Source organism: Sphingomonadaceae bacterium OTU29LAMAA1, from assembly GCA_024072375.1.
Classification (GTDB): Bacteria; Pseudomonadota; Alphaproteobacteria; order Sphingomonadales; family Sphingomonadaceae; genus Sphingomonas.
In genome coordinates this window covers 1,722,227-1,743,695 of record CP099617.1, presented here as the reverse complement: position 1 = coordinate 1,743,695, position 21,469 = coordinate 1,722,227, and the positions used below count along the sequence as shown (strand labels likewise).

14 protein-coding genes are annotated in these 21,469 nt (G+C 68.0%); 5 read left to right on the top strand and 9 right to left on the bottom strand.

The annotated features are described in order from the left end of the window. Positions 1 to 77: 77 nt before the first annotated feature. Positions 78 to 1,100 carry a cupin-like domain-containing protein gene (locus NF699_08535; protein USU06687.1) on the top strand — a complete coding sequence of 341 codons (1,023 nt, stop codon included), beginning with the start codon at positions 78 to 80 and terminating at the stop codon, positions 1,098 to 1,100. Here the strand turns inward: NF699_08535 and NF699_08530 are convergent. Both NF699_08530 and NF699_08525 read right to left on the bottom strand, forming a co-directional pair. Beyond that, a complete protein-coding gene (locus NF699_08530; GenBank protein ID USU06686.1) occupies positions 1,075 to 2,922 on the bottom strand; it encodes a glycoside hydrolase family 9 protein in 1,848 nt (615 codons plus the stop codon). The genes NF699_08535 and NF699_08530 overlap by 26 nt on opposite strands. Further along, entirely contained in the window at positions 2,919 to 4,160 is a 1,242-nt protein-coding gene (locus tag NF699_08525; protein USU06685.1) for an ROK family protein, read from the bottom strand. The genes NF699_08530 and NF699_08525 overlap by 4 nt, the downstream gene beginning before the upstream one ends. A gap of 190 nt (positions 4,161 to 4,350) precedes the next feature. Between NF699_08525 and NF699_08520 the strand changes: the two genes are divergently transcribed. Continuing rightward, on the top strand, positions 4,351 to 5,256 hold the full coding sequence (locus NF699_08520) for an ROK family protein (protein USU06684.1): 906 nt from the start codon (positions 4,351 to 4,353) through the stop codon (positions 5,254 to 5,256). A gap of 33 nt (positions 5,257 to 5,289) precedes the next feature. On the opposite strand, the gene NF699_08515 is transcribed toward NF699_08520, so the two are convergent. Genes NF699_08515 through NF699_08505 form a run of 3 tightly spaced genes read right to left on the bottom strand, consistent with a single transcriptional unit; the run spans position 5,290 to position 9,561 of the window. Beyond that, positions 5,290 to 6,759, bottom strand: a complete 1,470-nt coding sequence (locus NF699_08515; GenBank protein USU06683.1) for a carboxylesterase family protein — start codon at positions 6,757 to 6,759, stop codon at positions 5,290 to 5,292. Beyond that, the gene (locus tag NF699_08510; GenBank protein ID USU06682.1) at positions 6,759 to 7,520 is read right to left on the bottom strand and encodes an SGNH/GDSL hydrolase family protein; all 762 of its coding nucleotides are present in this window, start codon (positions 7,518 to 7,520) and stop codon (positions 6,759 to 6,761) included. Before NF699_08510 ends, NF699_08515 begins: the two co-directional genes overlap by 1 nt. Positions 7,521 to 7,536: 16 nt before the next feature. Then, positions 7,537 to 9,561, bottom strand: a complete 2,025-nt coding sequence (locus NF699_08505; protein USU06681.1) for a glycoside hydrolase family 97 protein — start codon at positions 9,559 to 9,561, stop codon at positions 7,537 to 7,539. A 293-nt stretch (positions 9,562 to 9,854) separates the two neighbouring features. Between NF699_08505 and NF699_08500 the strand changes: the two genes are divergently transcribed. The 3 genes from NF699_08500 to NF699_08490 are packed head-to-tail and all read left to right on the top strand — an operon-like array spanning position 9,855 to position 14,804. Next, positions 9,855 to 12,188: an exo 1,3/1,4-beta-D-glucan glucohydrolase gene (locus NF699_08500; GenBank protein USU07037.1), complete on the top strand. Its 2,334-nt coding sequence runs from the start codon at positions 9,855 to 9,857 to the stop codon at positions 12,186 to 12,188. A 43-nt stretch (positions 12,189 to 12,231) separates the two neighbouring features. After that, a complete protein-coding gene (locus NF699_08495) occupies positions 12,232 to 13,221 on the top strand; it encodes an alpha/beta hydrolase (protein USU06680.1) in 990 nt (329 codons plus the stop codon). Then, positions 13,218 to 14,804 carry an alpha-L-fucosidase gene (locus NF699_08490; protein USU06679.1) on the top strand — a complete coding sequence of 529 codons (1,587 nt, stop codon included), beginning with the start codon at positions 13,218 to 13,220 and terminating at the stop codon, positions 14,802 to 14,804. Before NF699_08495 ends, NF699_08490 begins: the two co-directional genes overlap by 4 nt. Positions 14,805 to 14,992: 188 nt before the next feature. Here the strand turns inward: NF699_08490 and NF699_08485 are convergent, their stop codons facing one another. The 4 genes from NF699_08485 to NF699_08470 form a co-directional block, all read right to left on the bottom strand. Further along, positions 14,993 to 17,845 (bottom strand): DUF5110 domain-containing protein, encoded by a 2,853-nt coding sequence (locus tag NF699_08485; GenBank protein ID USU06678.1) that lies wholly within the window; start codon positions 17,843 to 17,845, stop codon positions 14,993 to 14,995. A 9-nt stretch (positions 17,846 to 17,854) separates the two neighbouring features. Then, the gene (locus tag NF699_08480; GenBank protein ID USU06677.1) at positions 17,855 to 19,465 is read right to left on the bottom strand and encodes a DUF5597 domain-containing protein; all 1,611 of its coding nucleotides are present in this window, start codon (positions 19,463 to 19,465) and stop codon (positions 17,855 to 17,857) included. A gap of 170 nt (positions 19,466 to 19,635) precedes the next feature. Continuing rightward, on the bottom strand, positions 19,636 to 20,499 hold the full coding sequence (locus tag NF699_08475) for an NAD(P)H-hydrate dehydratase (protein USU06676.1): 864 nt from the start codon (positions 20,497 to 20,499) through the stop codon (positions 19,636 to 19,638). Further along, positions 20,496 to 21,260 carry a histidine phosphatase family protein gene (locus NF699_08470; GenBank protein ID USU06675.1) on the bottom strand — a complete coding sequence of 255 codons (765 nt, stop codon included), beginning with the start codon at positions 21,258 to 21,260 and terminating at the stop codon, positions 20,496 to 20,498. Before NF699_08470 ends, NF699_08475 begins: the two co-directional genes overlap by 4 nt. Positions 21,261 to 21,469: the final 209 nt, after the last annotated feature.

Sequence of the window (21,469 nt, the reverse complement as noted above, 5' to 3'; positions counted from 1 at the left end):
CTTCGCGGTGCTCCACCCTTCTTTGTATCGGGGCGGGAAGCGGCTACGGAATCGTCCGGTCGTTCACAGGACAAGACATGACAGGCGCCATCGATCTTGCCCCACGCGTCCGCGAATTCGGTGACATGACGCCGCAGCGCTTCGCCGAAGAGGTCGTGCCGACATATCAACCCGCGGTGCTGCGCGGACTGGTTCGACACTGGCCGGCTGTGCAGGCAGGGCAGCGGGGAACTGCCGCGATGGCCGCCTATATACGGCGTTTCAACGGCGGCCGTCCGGCGCATGTCATGGTTGCCGCGCCGGAGGAACGCGGGCGGTTCTTCTACACGCCCGATATGGTGGGGTTCAATTTCCAGCGGGCGCAGGTGCTGCTGCCGGTACTGCTCGACCAGCTCGTCGCGCAGGCCGACGATCCCGACGTACCTGCTCTGTATGCCGGCGCCGCCACTGCCGCGGATACGTTTCCCGGCTGGGTCGAGGCCAACCCATTGCCGCTGGCCACACCCGACGCCGTGCCGCGCCTTTGGATCGGTAACGCCAGCCGCGTGTCGACCCATTACGACATATCGAGCAACATCGCCGCGGTCGTCGCCGGCCGCCGACGCTTCGTCCTGTTCCCGCCGGAGCAGGGGAGCAATCTGTACGTCGGTCCGCTGGATCGGACGATCGCCGGCCAGCCGACCAGCATGGTCGATCTCGAATCACCCGACCTCGACCGTTATCCCCGCTTCGCCGAAGCGATGGGGCAGATGCAGGTCGCGGAGCTGGAACCCGGCGATGCGATATATGTCCCCTCGCTCTGGTGGCACGATGTGAAGGCGATCGGTCCGCTCAATGTGCTGGTGAATTATTGGTGGGGGCAACAGGCCATGGCGTCGCCGTTCGCGGCGTTGATCCACGCGTTGGTGGCCGTGCGCGACCTGCCGCAGGGCGAACGCGACGCGGTTCGCGGCTGGTTCGATCACTATGTTTTCGGCGCCGATGCGTCACGCGCCGCCGATCACCTGCCGGAACCGGCGCGCGGCGTGCTTGGGCGTGCGTCACCCGATCGGGCCGAGCGGATCCGTGACTATCTTATCCGGGCGCTCGGGCGCTCCTGATCCGCGTAGCATCAAGGAACGCCGTCACCCATACCAGCGGCGCGTTCCAGTTGATCGCGACCTCGTTCATCGTGAAGGCGCGCCAGTCGTCGCGCCAGCACGTCTGCCCGACGCAGCGGCCCTTAAGGGGATCGCCATCGTCCAAGCGGGCACTGTCGTTCGGACCGCCCGAAAGGACACCCGGCGGCGGCGCCGGATAGCGGGCATCTGCTGCCTGCGCCCAAAAACGGTGATGGGGCTGATGCGTCGTGCGCGCGCCAAAGCCGGTGACGAACGAACGATCGAGGGCATTGCGGCCGAAGACGTAGTCGGCGACATCGACGACGGCGTCGCGATAGGCCGCGTTGCGGGTGATCTGATAGGCGACACCGAGCACGATTGCGCGGTTGAGCAGCGTCGAATTCGAACCCCAGCCATAATACGCGCCGGAGAAGGGCAGCCGATAGCCGCTATGATCTCGCTCGGCGAGCAGCATGTCGGCTCGTGCGACGATTTCGTCCCGGATAACGGCATGCAGGTCGGGCGGCAATCCGTTCGGCACGGTGGCAAGCGTCAACACACCGGCGAGTGCGGTGCTGCCCCAGCCAAGATCGACGCTGCCGTCGCGGAGGAAGGGTGCCGCGGTCACGACCGCGCGGAACGGTGCCTCGCCGGTGGTGACGAACAGCTGTGCCGCCGCCCAGAAACGTTCGTCGGCAATCTGACGGTCGCCATAGCCGCCGCTACCGGTGAAATCCGAACTGGCGTGAAGACCGGGGATGCGCTCCGCGGCCTCCCATCCCCTGCGCGCCGCCGCCAGCGCCCGGTCTGCAAAGGCAGGATCGCTCTGCCGCCAGATGCGCGCCGCCTGTGCGGCGACAGCGACCATGTTGAATGTTGCAGCCGTTGATGGCGGGTAGAGAAAGCGGCGCATCGGATCGGCGGCCGGCGCCATCGGCAAGCCCGTCCACGCTTCGTCCGCCACCTTGGTGTGGACCAGACCACCCGCATCTATCGTCCGGAAATCCTTGGCCGGAGCGCCGGTGTCGGTGCTGAACGCCACCGTCACCCGTCGCCCTTGCGGCACCTGCATCGCCAGCAGGAACGCTACCTCGACCCGCGCCTCGTCCAGCAGATCGTCGCGGCCGTTGCCACGCTCGGGCAGCGCCAGCCGGCCATCGGCGAATGCATCGGCATCGCCCAGGGCCGCAAGCCGCTCGTGCAGGTCGAGCAACGTCCAGGCGGACACGCCGCCGTTGACCACATATTTGCCGTGATCGCCGGCGTCGTACCAGCCGCCGGTGGCGTCGAGGCGGTAGTCGCATCCGGGCCAGCGTACGCTGCGCTGATCACGCCCGTGGAAACAGGTGACGATCTCGCGCGCGTGGCCGGCGGCGCGCGCGAGGTCCGGGCGCTGGACGTAGCGCGCCTCGATCGGCACACCGCTACGCTGCTGATAGAAGAAGCTCATCGCCGCCGTCGCGGCTGCGGCGAACGGGCGGTCGGCGATGCTGAATAACTGGCTGCCAAGCCGTCCGATGGTGAGGCGATAGCCTTCGCCCGTCATCATGAAACCGGTGAAGTCGACCCGCTGGATCGTCTCGTCGGATGCGGGGTCGTGGCCGAAGGGCCGCGTCGTGCCAGTCGCGACCGGCTCGCCCGTGCTGTCGACCAGCGTCCAGGGCAGGGGCGTCAGGTCCGGTGTCGCGACGATTGCATGCTTCGGGCCCGTCGTTTCGTAACCCAGCTGGTCGATGCGGATCGTGCCGGGCGAAGGTTCGGCCGGGACCGCTGCGACGGGTGCCGCCCCAATCAGGAGCAGCAGCACCCGCCATGTCGTCATTGCCGGCCGCTCTGGATCAGGATCGCGTCGGACGGGAGGATATGCGCCAGGAAGGGCAGGATCGCGGCGCCGATCGCCGGTGCATCCTGCGCCATCACCGCGGGCATGATCTTGGCGCGTGAGGGCTGCGGAACGGCATCTAGCGCGGCGGTCAGCCCGGCCGCGAGACGGTCGATCAATGGCATCGGCAGGCGCCCGCCGATCAGGATCGCGTCGGGGTCGAGCAGGCAATTGATCGCCACCAGCGGTGCGGTGAGCGCGCGCACCGCATCCGCCAGCCAGCCCGCCACCACATCCTCCAGTCCTGCGTCGTCGCCTGCGAGATCGGCGACGGTCGGATCGGCGAAACCTTCCGCTTCCATTCGTGCGAGCAAGGCAGAGAGCGATACGGTATCCTGTACCGTCGCGCCGGGCCGGCCGGTAATGTCGGGCATCAGGCCGATCTCGCCGCTGCGGGCGTTCGCGCCGCGATGATAGGAGCGATCGATCACCGGCCCGCCGCCCAGTCCGGCGCTGATCAGCAGATAGAAGAAGCTGGGATTGTCGAACGCAGTCCCATATTCTGCCTCGCCCACAGCCGCGGCGGCGGCATCATTGTCGTGGTGGATGGGCCAGGGGACTATTTTTAGGAGCGCGGCCAGATCGACCTCGTTCCATTTGTCGTAACCGGCGGGCTGGTGCGGCAGGCGGATGCGTCCGAGATCGTCGGGGATCGCCACGCCGACGCCGAGCACCCGGTCGCGATCCACGCCGCCCTGCGCGATCACATCGTCCAGGACGTCACGAACGAAGGCGGAGACGTCGTCCGGCATCGCGAACGCGACCTCGCGCGTCACCCGGCTGCGGACCTGTCCCGCCAGATCGAGCGAAACCAGCGTCAGATGGTCGCGATCGATATTGAGGCCGATGCCGAAAGCGCCTTCGGGATTGATCTGCAAGCGCAGCGCCGGCTGGCCCCGGCCGCCCTGCATCCTGCCGGCGTTGCGGACGAGGCCCATGTCGATCAGCCGACCCGTGATGTTGGCGATGGTCGGCGCGGTCAGTCCGGTCTGCTGCGCGATGGCGACCCGCGTCGTATCGCGATTGAGCCGGACGGCCTGCAGCACGGTCCGCAGGTTATAGTCCCCGGCACGTTCCAGATTGGTGCCCGACAAGCTGCGCGACAAACGCGCGTCGCGGCCGTCCGAGGTCTGTGCATCGATACGGCGGCCGGGTTTGGAACCGAAGCTGATCGGCATATCGAGTGTGGCTCCATGCTTTATCAGGGTCAGGAACGCCTATCCCCACTCGCTGAATTCGTCACCCCGTTTGGGTACGGTAATCCGGCCCGCATGCCAGCAGAATTATCTCAATTTGCCTTATTGTTATGCCGATGTAATACCAATCCAGACCGAGGCGACCCGTCGCCGGCAGTAGCGGCGCAGGAGCATGACGAACGTGATCCAGATCGGCATCGATTTCGGAGGCACCAAGATCGAGGCCGCGGCGCTCGATCGCCATGGTGCGTTTCTGGCACGGGTCCGCACGCCCAACCCCGGCGACTACGATCAGGCGATCCGGGATGTCCGCGATCTGATCGGTCGTGCAGAGGCAGACGCGGGCAGTGCCGGCACGATCGGCATCGGCACCCCGGGATCGATCAACCCCCGCGACGGGCGCATGCGCAATTCGAACGCGACGTTCCTGAACGGCCGGACCTTTCGCGAGGATCTGGAGGCGGCGTTGGGCCGTGAGGTGCGGATGGCCAACGATGCCAATTGCCTCGCCTTGTCCGAGGCGGTCGACGGCGCCGCGACGGGCGCGCGATCGGCGTTCGCGGTGATCGTCGGCACCGGCGTCGGCGGCGGACTGGTGGTCGATGGCCGGATCGTCGAGGGCGCGAACGGCATGGGCGGCGAATGGGGCCATGTGCCGTTGCCGTGGATGACCGCCGCGGAATATCCCGGTCCCGCCTGTTGGTGCGGACAACATGGATGCCTCGACATGCTGGTGTCGGGAACCGGTTTGCAAAAGGATATGGCGGCGCGCAGCGGCGAGACGCATTCGGGGCCTGCCATCGTCGCCGCGGCGCGTGCCGGAACGCCCCATGCGAAGGCGGCGCTCGACGCGTATGTCGACCGGCTGGGACGGGCGATGGCGATGATCGCCAACATCGTCGACCCCGACGTCTTCGTCATCGGCGGCGGGATGAGCAACGTATCGGAGATATACGATGCGCTGCCGGCGGTGATCGACCGCTACAGCTTCGGCGGAGATTGGGAGGGGCGCATCGTCGCGGCGCAATGGGGCGACAGTTCGGGTGTGCGCGGTGCGGCCCGGCTGTGGGGCAACTGACAAGCCAGCAGCGACGAAGGCGCGGAATGGCGATCAGGGCGTATCGCGCAGGTCGCAGATATCGCGCCGCAAGTCGCGCCTGGCGACCGGCCCGTCCTGATCGAATGCCATGTAATCGCGGGTCTTCCGATCGTACGCCGGCCAGCGTACCAGCCCCGCGCCGTTCGGCTCGCCCGTCTTCACGAAGTTCACCCAATAGGCCTGCAACGGCGGCTGGCCGGGCTGCGGCGGGTTGAACAGATAGCCGAGTTCGCTGGCATGACTGACCGTGCCGCCGGGCGGGGCGTAGTCGAACTGATATTGCCACACCGTGCCGCCATGCCGGGTAAGCGCATTCGACACGGCGATCGCGGGACAGCGGAAGGTGATGTCGTTCGCCAGTTGCAGCGTCACGTCGCCCAGACGCGCGTCCGACACCGGCGTGCCGCCCGGCTGCAACCCGTAGAAGCGCAGCGCGCGATCGGCGTAGCGGCCGAATTCGCGGCGTACCGTCGCGGCGGCGGCAGGCAAACCGCCGTGGAGCGTCAATTCCCGGGCATTGATGCCGATCACCAGAGGCGCGGGATTGATCCGGCCGCTGGCGAACAGGTGCGCGGGCGTGTCGGGCAACACCGCGCCGTCCACCACCGCCTGCAACCACACGAAGCTGTCGTCGTCGAGGCCGGGTGCATCGACCTGCGCGTCCGCCTTCAGCACCGCCGCCATCGGCAACCTGCGGAGCTGCGCCGCCGTCGCGTCCGCAGGCAGGCCGCCCCCCCTTGCGATGAGCGTACCCACGACTTCATTGGCCTGGAGCGTGCGCGGGGCGGTGCCGAAGCCCGCCGTGCCGCTCTCCGCGATCGCCTGAGCGAACAAGCCGCGCGATCCGGGGCTGAGCATGTGCAGGCCGACGTCCATCGCTCCGGCGGATTCGCCCGCGATCGTCACCCGCGCCGGATCGCCGCCGAAGCGGGCGATATTGCGCCGGACCCAGCGAAGCGCCGCCTGCTGATCCATCAGGCCGTAATTGCCGCTGCGCCCGCCCTGTTCGCGGCTGAGCGCAGGGTGCGACAGGAAGCCGAAGGCGCCGAGGCGATACTGGACGCTGACCAGCACGATGCCCTTGTCGGTGATCCGCGATTCCACCGTGCCGCCGCCGGCCCCCGCCCGGTTGCTGCCGCCGTGGATCCAGACCAGCACCGGCAGCTTCGCCGCGCCGTTCAGTGACGGGGTGCGCACGTCGACGAACAGGCAATCCTCGCTGCTCGCGTTGGCGGCGGTCCGGTTCCAGTCGCCATAGACGACCTGCGGGCAGGCGGCGTGTTCGGCCATCGCAGCGCGAGTTCGCGTCCAGCGCTTCGGTGGCCGGGGCGCGCGCCAGCGCAAGGCGCCCACCGGCGGCGCGGCGAAGGGGATGCCGCGGAACACCGCACCGCCGCTCGCCAGCGCCTCGCCGCGGACGGGGCCGTGGTCGGTACGGATCACCGGTCCCGCCGCCGCGAGTGCGAGCGCCAGTGCGATCATCACCGGGCGATCGGGGCGGGGGCAGGGGTGTGGACGGGCGCGGGTTTCGCCATCGCTCGGCGAATCGCCGCCTCCGCCACCGGCGCCATTACCGCATAGCCCGCCTTGTTCGGGTGCACCCCGTCATAGGTCAGGCTGGCCTTCAGCGCGTCGCCGTCGTGCAGCGCGGTCCAGTAATCGGCGTAGGTCGCGCCGGTGCGCGCGGCGTAATCCTTCATCCATGCATTCATCGCGGCGATCGGCGTCGCCGTGTCGAGGCCCGGTCGCCACGGGAAATGATCCGCCGGCGGGATCGAGGCGAGGATGACACGAATGCCATGCGCGCGCGCCAGCTCCGCCATCGACATCAGATTGGCTTTCGTCTGCGCCGCGGTCATCGGCCCGGTATTGCCGGCGATATCGTTGGTACCGGCCATGATCTGCACCACCTGCGGATGCAGGTCGATCACGTCCTGACGAAAGCGGAGCAGCATCTGCGGCGTCGTCTGTCCGCCGATCCCGCGACCGTAGCGGCCGGGTGTGAAAAAGGCGGGCATCATGTCGAACCAGCCCTGCGTGATCGAATCGCCCATGAAGACGACCTTCGCCGGTGCGGTCACCTTCGCATTCGCCTCCTGATAACGACCGAGCCAGCCGAAATCCTTGTGCAGCCGCTCTTCGCCCTCGCGTTCCCATTGCGCCTTCTGTTCGGCGGTCGGCAACGACTGTGCGAGAGCGGGGCCGGTCGGGACGGCGAGCAGCAGGGCGATGGCGAGTTTCATGCGACGGTCTTCCGGATCAGCGTGGGGCGAGGATGGCGGCGGCGCCGCCCGCGGCGTGCAGGTCGAGCGTCAGCGTCGCCGCCGCGTCGACCCGCCGGCTGGTGGTGGCGAGATCGGTCGCCGTCGCGCCGTCGCTCCACAGTCGGGCGGTATAGCTGCCCTTGCCGAGGAACGAGAGCGGCACGGTCACGCTGCGGGCGGCGTCGGTCATCGCGCCGACATACCATGTCCGATCCTTGCGCCGGGCGATCGCGATCGATTCCCCCATCGTGCCGGACAGAAAGCGGGTTTCGTCCCATGTCGCCGGTACTGCGGCGAGGAAGTCGAGGCCGGGTTGTCCGCGATAGGCATCCGGCGTGTCGGCGACCGATTGCAGCGGGCTTTCGAACACCACGTATTTCGCCAGTTCGGCGGCGCGCGTCGTCTGCGTCTGCGGACCGGTCGCGGCGATGGCGAAGGTCGCGGGCGTCGCGTTGCGATAGCCGCCGGGGGTATAGTCCAGCGGCCCCGCCAGCATCCGCGTATAGGCGAGGGTGATGTTGTGCCGCGCGGTGATCCGCCGGGTCCACTTGTTGTATTCCGCGCCCAGCACGCCCTCCTGCGTCAGGAAGTTCGGCCATGTGCGGGTCATGCCCCACGGATGCGTCGCGCCGTGCAGGTCGAGCAGCAGGTGGTGGCGCGCGGTCGCCTCGGCGAGACGGTGGTAAAAGCCGATCATGTCCTGATCGTCGCGGTTCATGAAATCGACCTTGATCCCCCTGGCACCGCTATCCGCGACGGAACCGAGGATGCGCTCCATGTCGCGATCGAGCAATTCCCAGTTGATCCACAGGATCAGGCCGACGCCGCGAGCCTTGCCGTAGGCGACGAGGCCGGGAAGATCGATTTCCGGAAGCGGACGGGTCGGATCCGCACCCGGCAGCACCAGCGGGCCGGTGCCGCTGTTGGCGTACCAGCCATCGTCGACCATCATGTACGGCAGGCCGAGCGAGGCTGCGAAATCGACGAAGGCGCGTTCGGTGGCGGCGTTCGATCCCGCCCGCGGCGCCCAGGCGAGCAGCGGGCCGGACCACCAGTCCCATGCGGTCTTGCCGGGCTTCACCCAGCCGAAGTCGCCCTTGGCCGGCGGGTTGAGGCTGGTGAGCAGCGTGTTCTCGATCAGCGTGCCGGCATCGGGTGCGATCATCACCACGCGCCACGGCGAGACCACGCCGTCGGCGACGTCCAGCTTTACCGCGATGGCGGGATCGTCGGGGCGGCGGGTCAGTTTCGCCGCGACGCCGAGCGCGCCGGTTTCGGTGCCGGTCAGGTACATCGCCGGCCAGTTCTCTACCGCCGCTTCGGCGATGGCGATCGCCGGGCCGCCGCTGCCGGTCTGGCAGACGAAGGGCAGTTCGTAGAGATTGTGCGCGCGGATGGCCGATGCCGCGACCGGATCGTATTCGCCTTCGTGGCTGGTGCCGAAGCTGCCGAGGTTGAGCCCGGTGCAGGCGTAATCGGCGGCGAAGGCGAATTGCGTCAGCTCGTTGGCGATGCGCAGGGTGGCGAGGTTCGGCTGTCGCGGGACCGCGTAGCGCAGCGCGATGCCGGTGTCGTAGGCGCGGACGATCAGGTCAAGACGGCGGCGCCGGCCGTCCTTTTCGGCCATATGGACGACGATCTGGTTGTAGCGTTCGGCCACCGACGACACCTTGCCCGCCGGCAGCGCATAGCGATCCTCGCCACGGCCGGCGTCGGTCGATGCGACGCGCAGGCCGTTCGACAGCTTGGCGTAACGTTCGAATTCCAGTCCGAGCGGGGATGGGGTGACGATCGGGCGCCCGCCGACGCTGACGGCATAGGTCGGCTGGTCGTCGCTGCTGGTGCCGAGCGTCACGGCCACCCGACCGTCGGGCGAGGCGACCGTCTGCCCGGCGGCAGGTGCCGCGAGCAGGGCTGAGCCCAGTGCCGCTACCAGTGCCGTACCCAGTGCTACGTCCAGCAGGGCGGCCCGTGCCGTCCCGGCCCGGATCGACGTGATCGCCGTGCCATATGCCGCCATCGTCATCCTCCCGCCGCCGCGCGTGTCGAACGGCGTCCTTCCCGATCACGAAGCACAGCCGGCCGGAAAAGCCAAATTGAAATATGTATTGTTGACAGCTGTCGCGCGACGGGGTTGGTGCTGCTGGCACGAACGAACGATACGGTACGGCTGGTGAGGAGAGAGTGATGGCTTTGAGGTTCGGCACCGCCTGTGCGGCGATCGCGTTGGCGACGGGCGCGACACCGGTCATCGCGCAGCAGCAGGGGGTTTCCTCCGCGCAGGCGCATCCCGGGCAATGGCCGCTCCTGCCGATGCAGTTGAAGCGCGATGCGAAGGTCGAGGCGCGGGTCTCAGCGATGCTGGCGAAGATGTCGGTCGAGGACAAGGTCGGCCAGCTGCTGCAGGTCGACATCGCCAGCATCAGCCCCGCGGACCTCGAGACGTACAAGCTCGGGTCGATCCTCAACGGCGGCAACAGCGCGCCGAACAACGACGAGCGTGCGCCGGCGCGGGAATGGCTGAAGCTGTTCGACGCCTTTTACGACGCTTCGGTGAAGCGCAGCGACGGTCGCCCGGTCGTGCCCGTGATATGGGGCACCGATGCGGTGCACGGCGCGAACAATATCGTCGGCGCGACGCTGTTCCCGCACAACATCGGCCTCGGCGCGATGCGCGATCCGGCGCTGATCAAGCGGATCGGCGCGGCAACCGCGGCCGAGACGGCGGCGACCGGCATCGACTGGAGCTTCGCGCCGACGGTGGCGGTGGTGCAGGACGACCGCTGGGGCCGCACCTACGAGAGCTATTCCGAGGATCCGGCGATCGTCGCCTCCTATGCCGGCGCGATGGTCGAGGGGATTCAGGGGACGATCGGGCGGGACTTCATGGCGCCGGGTCACGTCATCGCTTCGGTGAAGCATTTCCTGGGCGACGGCGGCACCGGCGGCCACGATCAGGGCGACGCGCGGGTGCCCGAGAGCGTGCTGCGCGACGTGCATGCGGCGGGCTATATGAGCGCGCTGCCCGCCGGCGCGCTGACGGTGATGCCGAGCTTTTCGAGCTGGAACGGCGAGAAGATGACGGGCAACGCCAGCCTGCTGACCGGCGTGCTGAAGGAGCGCTGGGGCTTTCAGGGCTTCACCGTCGGCGACTGGAACGCGCATGGTCAGGTGACGGGCTGCACCAACGAGGATTGCGCGCCCGCGATCAATGCCGGGCTCGACATGTTCATGTATTCCGGCCCGAAGTGGAAGGAACTGTACGCCAACACGCTGCGCGCGGCGAAGGCCGGGATCATCCCCGCCGCGCGTCTGGACGATGCCGTCCGCCGCATCCTGCGCGTCAAGGTGATCGCCGGCACGTTCGAGGCGGGCCGCCCGTCGTCGCGGCCGATGTCGGGCAAGTTCGCGCTGCTCGGGGCGCCGGAGCATCGCGCGATCGCCCGGCAGGCGGTACGCGAATCGCTGGTGCTGCTGAAGAACAACGGCAGCGTTCTGCCGGTGAAGGCGGGCGCGAACATCCTCGTCGCCGGCCGCCATGCCGACGATATCGGGGTGCAATCCGGCGGCTGGTCGATCACCTGGCAGGGGACCGACGTCACCAACGCGGACTTTCCGAACGGCCAGTCGATCTGGTCGGGGATCGAGCAGGCGGCACGCGCCGGCGGCGGCAAGGCGACGCTGGCGGCGGACGGTGCCTTCACCACCAAGCCCGATGTCGCGATCGTCGTGTTCGGCGAAACGCCCTACGCCGAATTCACCGGCGATCGCCCCAGCCTGGAATACAGCCCCGACGACAAGAGCGATCTGGCGCTGCTCAGGACGCTGAAGGCGGCGGGCGTGCCGACGGTCGCGGTGTTCCTGTCGGGGCGGCCGCTGTGGGTGAACCCGGAGCTGAACGCCGCCGATGCCTTCGTCGCGGCGTTCCTGCCGGGAACGGAGGGCGGCGGCGTCGCCGACGTGCTGATCGCGGGCAAGGACGGCCGGTCTGCCAACGACTTCCGCGGCAAGCTGAGCTTCAGCTGGCCGAGGCGGATCGACCAGAACGTGCTCAACCGGCGCGATGCCGGCTACGACCCGCTGTTCCCGCTGGGCTATGGCCTGACCTATGCCGCCGGAGCCACGCTCGGCCGGCTGGACGAAACCCGGCCGAAGGTGACGACGGGCGATCAGAACGCACTGTTCGTGCGCGGCCGGGTCGCGGGCGGTGCGCGCATCAACACCGCCGGCGCCGTGGTCCAGACACGGACCGACCGCGCCGCGCAGGAGGACAGCCTGCGCCTGACGTGGAAGGGACAGGGGGCGGTATCGATCGAGCAGGCAATGCCGATCGATCTGACGCGGGAATCGAACGGGCAGCTGAGCCTGATCGTGGACTATCGCGTCACCGCGAAGCCGGCGGGACAGGTGACGCTGGGGATCGCCGACGGCAGCAAGACCGCAACGGTGCCGCTGACCGGGGCGATGACACCGGGAGACTGGACGACCGCCGCGGTGCCGCTACGCTGTTTCGCGGATCAGGGGATCGCGATGGGCAAGGTGACGCAGCCGTTCGTGCTCGCCAGCACAGGGTCGCTGGGCGTGGATGTGTCCGGCGTTCGCGTCGGGAGTGCGCCGGCGGGACCGGTGACGTGTGGCGTGAAATAGGCGGCGTAGAACAGGCTGCGTGAAACAGGTGGAGTGACATGGAATGCAGGACCTGACGCGGCGGACGGTGATCGGCGGGGCTGCCGCCCTGATGCTGGCGGGCAGGGCCGTCGCGCAAACCGGGCAGCAGACTATCGCGCCCGTCGATCCGGGTGACGAGATGGTGCCGCTGTGGCCCGGCGCGATACCCGGGCGGCAGGGATCGCGGATCGCCCGCAAGGTCAACGAACGGTCGAAGACGCCGGGCTTCAACGATCGCTGGATGACGGGCATCGATACGCCGGCGCTGGTGGTTAAGCGGCCTGCAAGACCGAACGGCGCGGCCGTGCTGCTGATGCCGGGCGGCGGCTATGGCTTCCTTGCCTATGACAACGAGGGGACGGAGCAGGCGCGGTGGCTAAACGCACTCGGCGTCACCTGTTTCATCCTGCTGTATCGCCTGCCGGGCGAGGGGTGGGGCGACCGGCGGCTGGTGCCGTTGCAGGATGCACAGCGCGCGATGCGGGTGATCCGTCATGGCGCCTCCGGATTTGGAGTCGACCCGGCGCGGGTGGCGATCATCGGCTTTTCCGCGGGCGGACACCTCGCCGGATCGCTGGCGACGCGCCATGGCGAAACGGTCTATGCACCGGTCGACGCCGCCGACCGGTTGTCGGCGCGGCCCGATCTTGCCGGGCTGATCTATCCGGTGGTCAGCATGGATGCCGCGATCACGCACAAGGGATCGCGCGACAACCTGCTCGGCCCCACGCCGACCGCCGCGGAGGTCGCAGCCGCATCGGTCGACGGGCGCGTGACCGCGGCGACGCCGCCGGTCTTTCTGGCGCACGCGAGCGACGATCGCACGGTGCCGGTCGCCAACAGTCTGTCCATCTACACGGCGATGCTGACGGCGCAGCGTCCGGCAGAGATGCATCTGTTCGACGAAGGCGGCCACGGTTTCGGCGTGCGCCTGCCCAAGACGACGCCGGCCGCCGCATGGCCGACGCTGTTCGCGACCTATGCGGCGCGCAAGGGCATCTTCCCGGCATGAGGATCGGCCGCCGCGGCGTCCTCGCCGGGGCGGCCGGCCTCGCCAGTGCCGCGGCCACCCGCGCCGCCGCACCGCTCGATCCGAACTGGTCGCGCATCCGCGAGGTGTTCCGCCACCCCGACTGGTTCCGCGACGCCAAATTCGGCATTTGGGCGCATTGGAGCGCGCAATGCGTGCCCGAATACGGCGACTGGTACGGCCGCCAGATGTACCAGCAGGGCAACCGCTTCTACGACCATCACCTGAAGACCTACGGCCACCCCGCCGACACCGGCTTCATGGAGATCGAGAATCGCTGGAAGGCGGAGGCGTGGGACCCCGCCGGACTGATCGACCTCTACAAGCGCGCCGGTGCCCGCTATTTCGTTGCGCTCGCCGGCCACCACGACAATCTCGACACGTTCGACAGTAAACACCACGCCTGGAACACGCTGCGCGTCGGCCCCAAGCGCGATATCGTCGGCACCTGGGAACGCCACGCCCGCGCCGCCGGCCTGCGCTTCGGCGTCAGCAACCACATCTCGCATGCGTGGCATTGGTGGCAGACCGCTTATGCCTATGACCCGGAAGGTCCGCGCGCCGGCGAACGCTATGACGCGTTCCGGCTGCGCAAGGCGGACGGCAAGGGCACCTGGTGGGAAGGCCTCGACCCGCAGGAGCTCTACACCGGCCCCAGTTTCGCCGCCCCCGACGGCATCCGCTCAACCGCCGCGATGGACGCATGGCACGAGGTGCACGACGGCCGCTGGATGGAATACGCCCCCGCCGCCAACCCGGCCTTCCCGGCGCAATGGCTGCTCCGCCAGAAGGACCTCGTCGAAAAATACAGCCCCGATCTCGTCTACCTCGACGACACCGCGCTGCCCTTCGGATCGATCGGTGTCGAGGCGCTCGCGCATTACTATCAACACAGCATCGCCCGACACGGCCGCGTCGAGGGCGTGCTGACCGCCAAGCTGCTCACCCCCTATCAACGGGCTGCGATGACCGAGGATATCGAGCGCGGGTTCAGCGACCACCTTCGTCCCGACCCGTGGCAGACCTGCACCTGCATCGGCGACTGGCATTACAATCGCGCCCGCTTCACCGACCGCTCCTACGTCCCCGCCGAACAGGTGATCCAGCGCCTCTGCGACGTGGTGTCCAAGAACGGCAACCTGCTGCTGTCGATCCCGATGCGCGGCGACGGCACGATCGACGCCGAGGAGGAAACAATCCTCGCCGGCATCACCCGCTGGATGGCCCGCAACGGTGAGGAGGCGATCTACGGCTCGCGGCCATGGCGCGTCTACGGCGGCGGCCCGACCAACGTCGACACCGGCGTGATGAGCGAAGGCAAGACCCGCGCCTTCGGGGCGGAGGACGTGCGCTTTACCACCAAAGCCGGCAAGCTGTTCATGACGCTGCTGAAATGGCCCGACGCGCCGGTGGCGGTGCCGCTGCTGAAGGACGCACGGATCACCCGTGCGACGCTGGTCGGCGGCGGACCGGTGGCGGTGCGGGGCCATGTCTTCACGCTACCACGCGCGGGAGAGGGCGAGATGGTGCCAGTCGTGATGCTCGAAGGACCGGGGCTGGTATAGGACAGCCGGACTCCCCTCCCTGCAAGGGAGGGGCTGGGGGTGGGTGGCGTCCGGGCGATACGGATGGACCGCATGTCTTGGCCAGCCGTAGCGCCAGGCCTCTACCCACCCCCGACCCCTCCCTTGCCGGGAGGGGAGCGAACACGTCCGGAGTTTAGGGCAATCGCCACCCAACCCCGGCCTTGCCCTCACCGCATCCGCACGGTCACCGCCTTACCCTCATACACCACCCCCGTCGCGCCATTCTCGGCGAAGTCCACCGCCTCCGCCTTGCCCGGCGTATGGAACCGCACCGACACGGCCCGCTTCGCCGGCATCCCCGGATAGCCCCCCTCGCGCGCGCCGATCGTCAGCGTGCCTGCCGCCTCGTTCCACGCCAGAGGCACCCGCGCGAACTGCCCCTTCTCATACCCCGGCGACACGCCGTCGTCCTCGTACAGCGAGAACGCACCATCCCGCCCGGTGAACACATGCAGCACGATCGGCCCATCCGGCTGCTCGCGCGCATATTGCACCGCCGGCCCGGTCGGCAGGATCGCGCCGGCCCGCACGAACAGCGGCATCCGCTCATACGGCGCAGCGGCGATTATGCTCTGCCCGCCCTTGTGGAACGCCCCGCTGGCGAAGTCGTACCAATCCGCCCCCGCCGGCAGATAGACCGACCGCGACCGCGCCTTGAACGTGGTCACCGGCGCGACGAGCAGATCGCGGCCGAACAGATATTCGTCGTCGACGTTCCACGTTCGGCGATCGGCGGGATAGTCCATCACCAGCCCGCGCATGATGCTGCCGTCCTTGTGGAACGTGTCCGCCCCGACGGTGTAGATATAGGGCATCAGCCGATAGCGGAGCTGGTCGTACCAGAGCATCGACGCCGCCATCGCAGGGTCGTCGGCGCCCAGTTCGTAGATCTCGCGCTTGGGCTTTTCGCCATGGCTACGGAACAGCGGGCTGAAGGCGCCGAACTGGAACCAGCGCAGGTTGAGCTCGCGCCATTCGGGCTGTGCCGCCGGTTCGGCGTTGGTGTAGCGATCCTCGACGGCGAAGCCGCCGATGTCGTGGGTCCAGTTGGGGACGCCGGACATCGACAGGTTGACGCCCGCCGAAATCTGGTCGCGCAGATCGTCCCAGCGTGCCGCGACATCGCCCGACCACAAGGCCGAACTCGCCCGCTGCACCCCGCCGAACCCCGACCGCGTCAGGATGAACGGCCGCTTGTCCGGCGTCGCCGCCCGCAACCCGTCGGCAAACCCCGCCGCATGGACCAGCGGGAAGCTGTTGAAATACGCGCCACCCGGCCCGAGCGCATTGGGTCCCATCACCGCCTTGCGCTCGTCGATCGACAGGTTGGAATGGATATCCGGCTCGGTCGCATCCATCCACCATGCGTCGATGCCCAGCTTGACCAGATTGTCGCGCACCTGCCGGAAGTAGATCTTGCGCGCCTCGGGGTAATAAGGATCGTAATCGGTGTTGAGATACCCCGGCCCGACCCAATCCTTGTTGCCCGCCGTCAGATTGCCCTGATACAGGAACCCCTTAGCCGCCAGCTCCCTGGCATTGGCGGTGTTCGGATAGAATTTCGGCCAGACCGAAATCATCAGTTGCGCATTGAGCGCATGAACCTCGTCGACCATCGCCTTCGGATCGGGGAAGCGCGTCTTGTCGAACTGATGGCTGCCCCATTGGTCCTGCGGCCAGTAGAACCAGTCCTCCACGATATTATCCAGCGGGATCTGACGCTTGCGATATTCGCGCACCACGCCGAGCAATTGCTCCTGCGTCTCGTAACGCTGGCGGCTCTGCCAGAAGCCGTAGGCCCATTGCGGCATCATCGGCGCCCTGCCGGTTAACCCGCGATAGCCGGCGACGACATCGTCCATGTCGCGTCCGGCGACGAAATAATAATCGACCGCCTTGCCCGCCTCCGACGATAGCCACAGCGAATGGCGGTCGGGTTCGGGCAGGGGATCGTTGTGGAAGAACGCCATGTACCCGGCGTTCGGCTCCCATTCGATCCGGATCGCGACCGGCTTGCCCTCGGTCATCGGCAGATCGATGTTGTGGAACCACGGGTTCCAGTTCTGCCGCCAGCGGTCCATCACGAGCTTGCCGTCGGCGTAGACCTTGAAATAGCTCGATCCGTAGACGCGGAACTTGTGCGTGCCGGTCGCGGTCGGCTGGACGGTGCCGGTCCAGACGACGCGCTGCTTGCCGACGACCTTGCCCGCGGTGTTCTGGCCGCTGTCCGCCGAGGCGACGGTCTGCGCCTTCGCCTCCGCCGGCCAGCGTGCCTGATCGCGGATGAACTGGTAGGCGATCGTCGGTTCCTGCCGGCTGACCGCCAGCTTGTCGCCGAGGTAATAATCGGCTTTCCATCCCGCCTTGCTGCCGCTGCTGACCTTCATGTCGTCGCCCACCAGCGCATAGGGCTTGGGATTGCCGAAGCGGGTGATGGAATTGTTGTCCCACAGCAGCCCGTAATTGCGCGGCGAGACGACGAACGGGATCGCGATGTCCATGTTGTGCTGGGCGAGTTCGACGTCCTCGCCATTGTAATTCATCTGCCGGTTCTGGTGCTGGCCGAGGCCGTAGAAGCCTTCGTCGGTGGCGCGGTTGAACTGCTGGCTGGTGGCGAGATAGGCCTTGCCCTCGACGCTGGGAGCATAGGCGCGGATCGCTTCGTCGAGCATGAGCTTGCCGGCGGCGTCGCGAAACTGGACGTGGCCGTCGGCCAGGCGGATTTCGGCGGTGGCCTTGGCGAGCTTCAGCGTGACCATCGCCGCGGTCCGGGTGATCTGCGGCGCGCCGTGCGGTTTGGCGATGACCATCAGGCTGTCGGGGACGGCAATGTCGGTGCCGGGGACGGCGGTGACGCGGAAGCTGGCGTCACCGTAAGCGACGACGCGGACGCGCTTGGCGGGGCCGCTGTCGGGGGTGACGACGACGCCCTGATCGACGCGCTGGACGTCGGAGGCGATGGCGATGCCGGAGGTGGAGAGTGCGAGCGCGGCGGTCAGGCGGGCGAGGGTGCGGGTCATCGTCGGGTCCTAGCGGTACGTGCCGAGCGTCACGCGGATCAGCGTGGGTCGGGTGAGATTGAGGCCATAGTCCGTCTGGTCGCCGTTCCAGCCGTGCGAGGCGCGCCACGTGCCGGCGGCATCGAAGCTGCCTTCCTCGACGCGCAGCAACTGCGTGTTTTCGCCCTTCGCGGGTGTGGCGAGGTCGAAGCGGATGCGCACGTCGGAACCGGCGACGACGAACTCGTCGGGCGCGATCTGGATCACCGCGGCCCCGCCGACCGGCTGGTCGCTGGTCGGGTGCGGATCGGTCTTCAGCCAGGGCGAATCCTTTTCGCCGAACTGCCACAGGCCATATTGCGCGGCGACCTTCCACCGGCCGAGCGTCGCGGTTTCGTCGCTGCCATCGGCGGGCTTGGCGCTGCCCCAGGTCGGGTGTTCGTAGGCGAGCTTCGCCCATGCCCGCGCGATCGGTGCGAGCAGGGCATATTTGTCGCCGAACGCCGCCACCGTTGCCTCGTCGACAACCTTGGTGCCGAGCGGGTAATTGACGTAGCCGGTGTCGTCGAACCCGAACGGCGCAAAGCCGATGCCGCCGCGCCCCAGCACGCTCCACAGGAAGCGCGCATAATCCGCGGCATTGCCCGTTTCCGGCACCATCAGCGGATTGTCGGGCCGGTTGTACAGCTTCAAATAGGCGGCATAGGCCTTGGGATCGCGGTTGTAGATATCGGGCGCGACCGCATCCAGATGCGGGGCCGCGACCTTCCACACGTCGATCACCGGCCAGTTCGGCCCGCCGCTCGCGCCGCCATCCTCGCCCGGCGTCGCGAACGGGCTGCCGACCGCGGCATTGGTATACATCGGCAGGTCGAGCACCGCCTGTCCCGCTGCGGCGATCTCGTCGATATAGCGGCCGACGTACCAGCTGTTGAACGCCGCTTCGGCAAGCTTGCCGTACGCGGTAGTCCAGTCGCCGCGCTTCTTCAGCGCCGCCGGCACCGGCTGCCGGAACAGCGCCTGCGCCGCGGGCGACAGGTCGCGGTTCTGGCCATAGACGCCGCTCTCGTTCTCGACCTGAACCATGATCACGCGATGATCGGGATCGGCGGCCTTCAGATGCTGCATCAGCGCGATGAAGGCGCGTTTGTCCGCCTCCAGCGTTGTGCGGGCATGGGGCGTCAGCGCGTAATGCGCGGTGCCGTCCGCCTTGCGCATGCGGGGGAAGCGCTTGCCGTCGGTCTTCACCCATTGCGGCACATAGCCGGCACTGGTGTTCTTCCACGTCCCGAACCACAGCAGCACCAGCCGCGTATCATGCTCCCGCGCGCCGGCGAGCAAAGCATCGACATAGCTGAAATCGAACCGCCCCTCGACCGGCTCGATCTGTTCCCACGCGACCGGAATCTCCAGCGTATTCGCGTGGATGCGCTCCACCATCGGCCACACCTTGGGCAGCATCGCAGGGTAGTTGCTGCTGTTGTTCGCCTGTATGCCGAGCATCAGGAACGGCGCGCCGTCGACGAGCAGCGCATGGCGGCCGTTCTGGTTGACCATGCGGGGCAGCTGGGTCTGGGCGGCGGCGGGCGTCGCGGCAAGGAGGGCGAGCAACGCGGTCAGGTGACGTGGTATGACGGCCATGATGCGACGCTCTCCCCCTCGCCGGCTTTGCGATGCCGACGTTGATGGTGACGCTACCAGCGACGCAGCGATTAAGTAAGATGAAATTCGTTAATGCGAGGATGGTCGGGCGAGCCGCTCCCATCCGTCACCCCGGCGAACTCGGAATAACGCAGCGCCCGTGCTACGACTCAGCGCGGTAGCAGCGTCGTCAGTAATGGCGGCAATTCGCGTGCGAGAAAGCCGATCGGCCCGAGGTCCCGCGCCAGCGCCCGTCCCGCTTCGCCGTGCAGCCACACGCCCCATGCAACGGCATTGCAGGGCGACGTGCCGCGGGTGGCAAGGCCGGCGATGGCCCCGGCAAGGACATCGCCCGAGCCTCCGGTCGCCAGCCCGATGCCACCGCCTGCGTAGCACAGCGGTTCGGCGTCCGGAGCGGCGATGACGGTCTGGCCACCTTTCAGCGCTACGATGGCGCCGAAGCGTCGGGCGGCGTCCTGTGCGATGGCAGGCCCGACCGCATCGGACGGGCAGCCCATCAGCGACGCCATCTCGCCAGGATGCGGAGTCAGGATCAGCCGGCCAGCCAGTGGCAAGAGCACGTCATCGAGCGTCCCGGCCCCGGCGACCGCGGCGCCGTCGAGCAACAGGATGCTATTCCGCTTCACGCGCGGTGCCATCCAGCGGACGATCGCAGCGGCAGCGGCGGGGCTGCCCATCCCGGGTCCGATGGCGATCGCATCGACATGGTCGAGGGTGGCGATCAGAGCCGCATCCTCGCTCACCGCGATATTGCCATCGTCATCCTCGGGCAGGGCGAGCACGCCGATTTCCGGCATGGCAAGGCCGATCGGGATCGCGGCCGCGGCGATCGTCGCGACGCGCACCTTGCCGGCGCCGACCCGCAATGCAGCTTCGGCGGTCAGCGTCACGGCACCCGGTACCCGCCGTGCGCCGCCGATGACCAGCACCTGCCCGCGGCTGTTCTTGTCCGTCTCGCCCGACGGCATCGGTAGCGGATGCGCCGCGCGCCATGCCGTGTCCAACGGGATCATCCGCGTGCGCCCACGATCGGGTCGTCGGCTGTGGTCACCGCGACAGGACTTTCGTCGACCGGTGCCGTGGCGTTGTAGCGGACCAGCCGCAACCCGCCGTCCTTGCCGGCGCCGGGATCGAAGCGGTATTCGGTGACCGAGCAATTGGCGACGTTGCCGGCGCGGTCGATCGCCAGCACTTCGTCCTCGGTCAGATTCTCGATCACGTAGCGCAGGCACAGCACCACGACCTGATGCGCCACGATCATCACGCGGCGCCCGCGATAGTGGAGCGCGATCGTGTCCATCACCGCGCGGAGGCGAAAGATGACGTCGCACCAGCTCTCGCCGCCGGGCGGACGATGGTAGAATTTGCCGAGCAATGTCCGCAACGCCGCCTGTTCTGGCTGCAATGCCGCGATGCCGCTGGTGGTCAGTCCGTCGACGATGCCGAACTCCTTCTCACGCAGCCGTTCGTCGAGGCAGATCGGCTCATCCGCGTCGCAGCCGCCCGCGTCGCGAAACAGCCGCGCGGTGTCACGGGCGCGGATATAGGGAGAGGACAGCAACACGTCGGGTCGGCCATGCGCCTCGCCGCGTGCGAACCAGCGGCCGAGTGCCCGCGCCTGATCCTCGCCGAGGGGGGAGAGCGCGACATCGACATCGCGCGCGGTGAGCAGGATGCGGTCCGCGCTCGCGGCGATGGCGGCCGCACGCGCGACGTTGCCGGCGCTTTCGCCGTGACGGACGATCCAGAGCGTGTCGGGCCAGCGTTGGGTCATGCGCGGTGAACGAGGGTGGGGGAAGGGCGTTCCCGCGGCGTTCTCAGGTCCCGCACGCTCCGTCATCCCGGAACACATCGGCGCTTGTGCCTTTCGAACAGGGACCTCTCGCCCGTTCTGCGACCGAGCCTCCGCGACGCGCTTCGCGCCATAGCCGTGCAGTCGAAGCCGGGCTCCGGGCTTTGCAGGCGAGGTCCATGTTCGAAGAG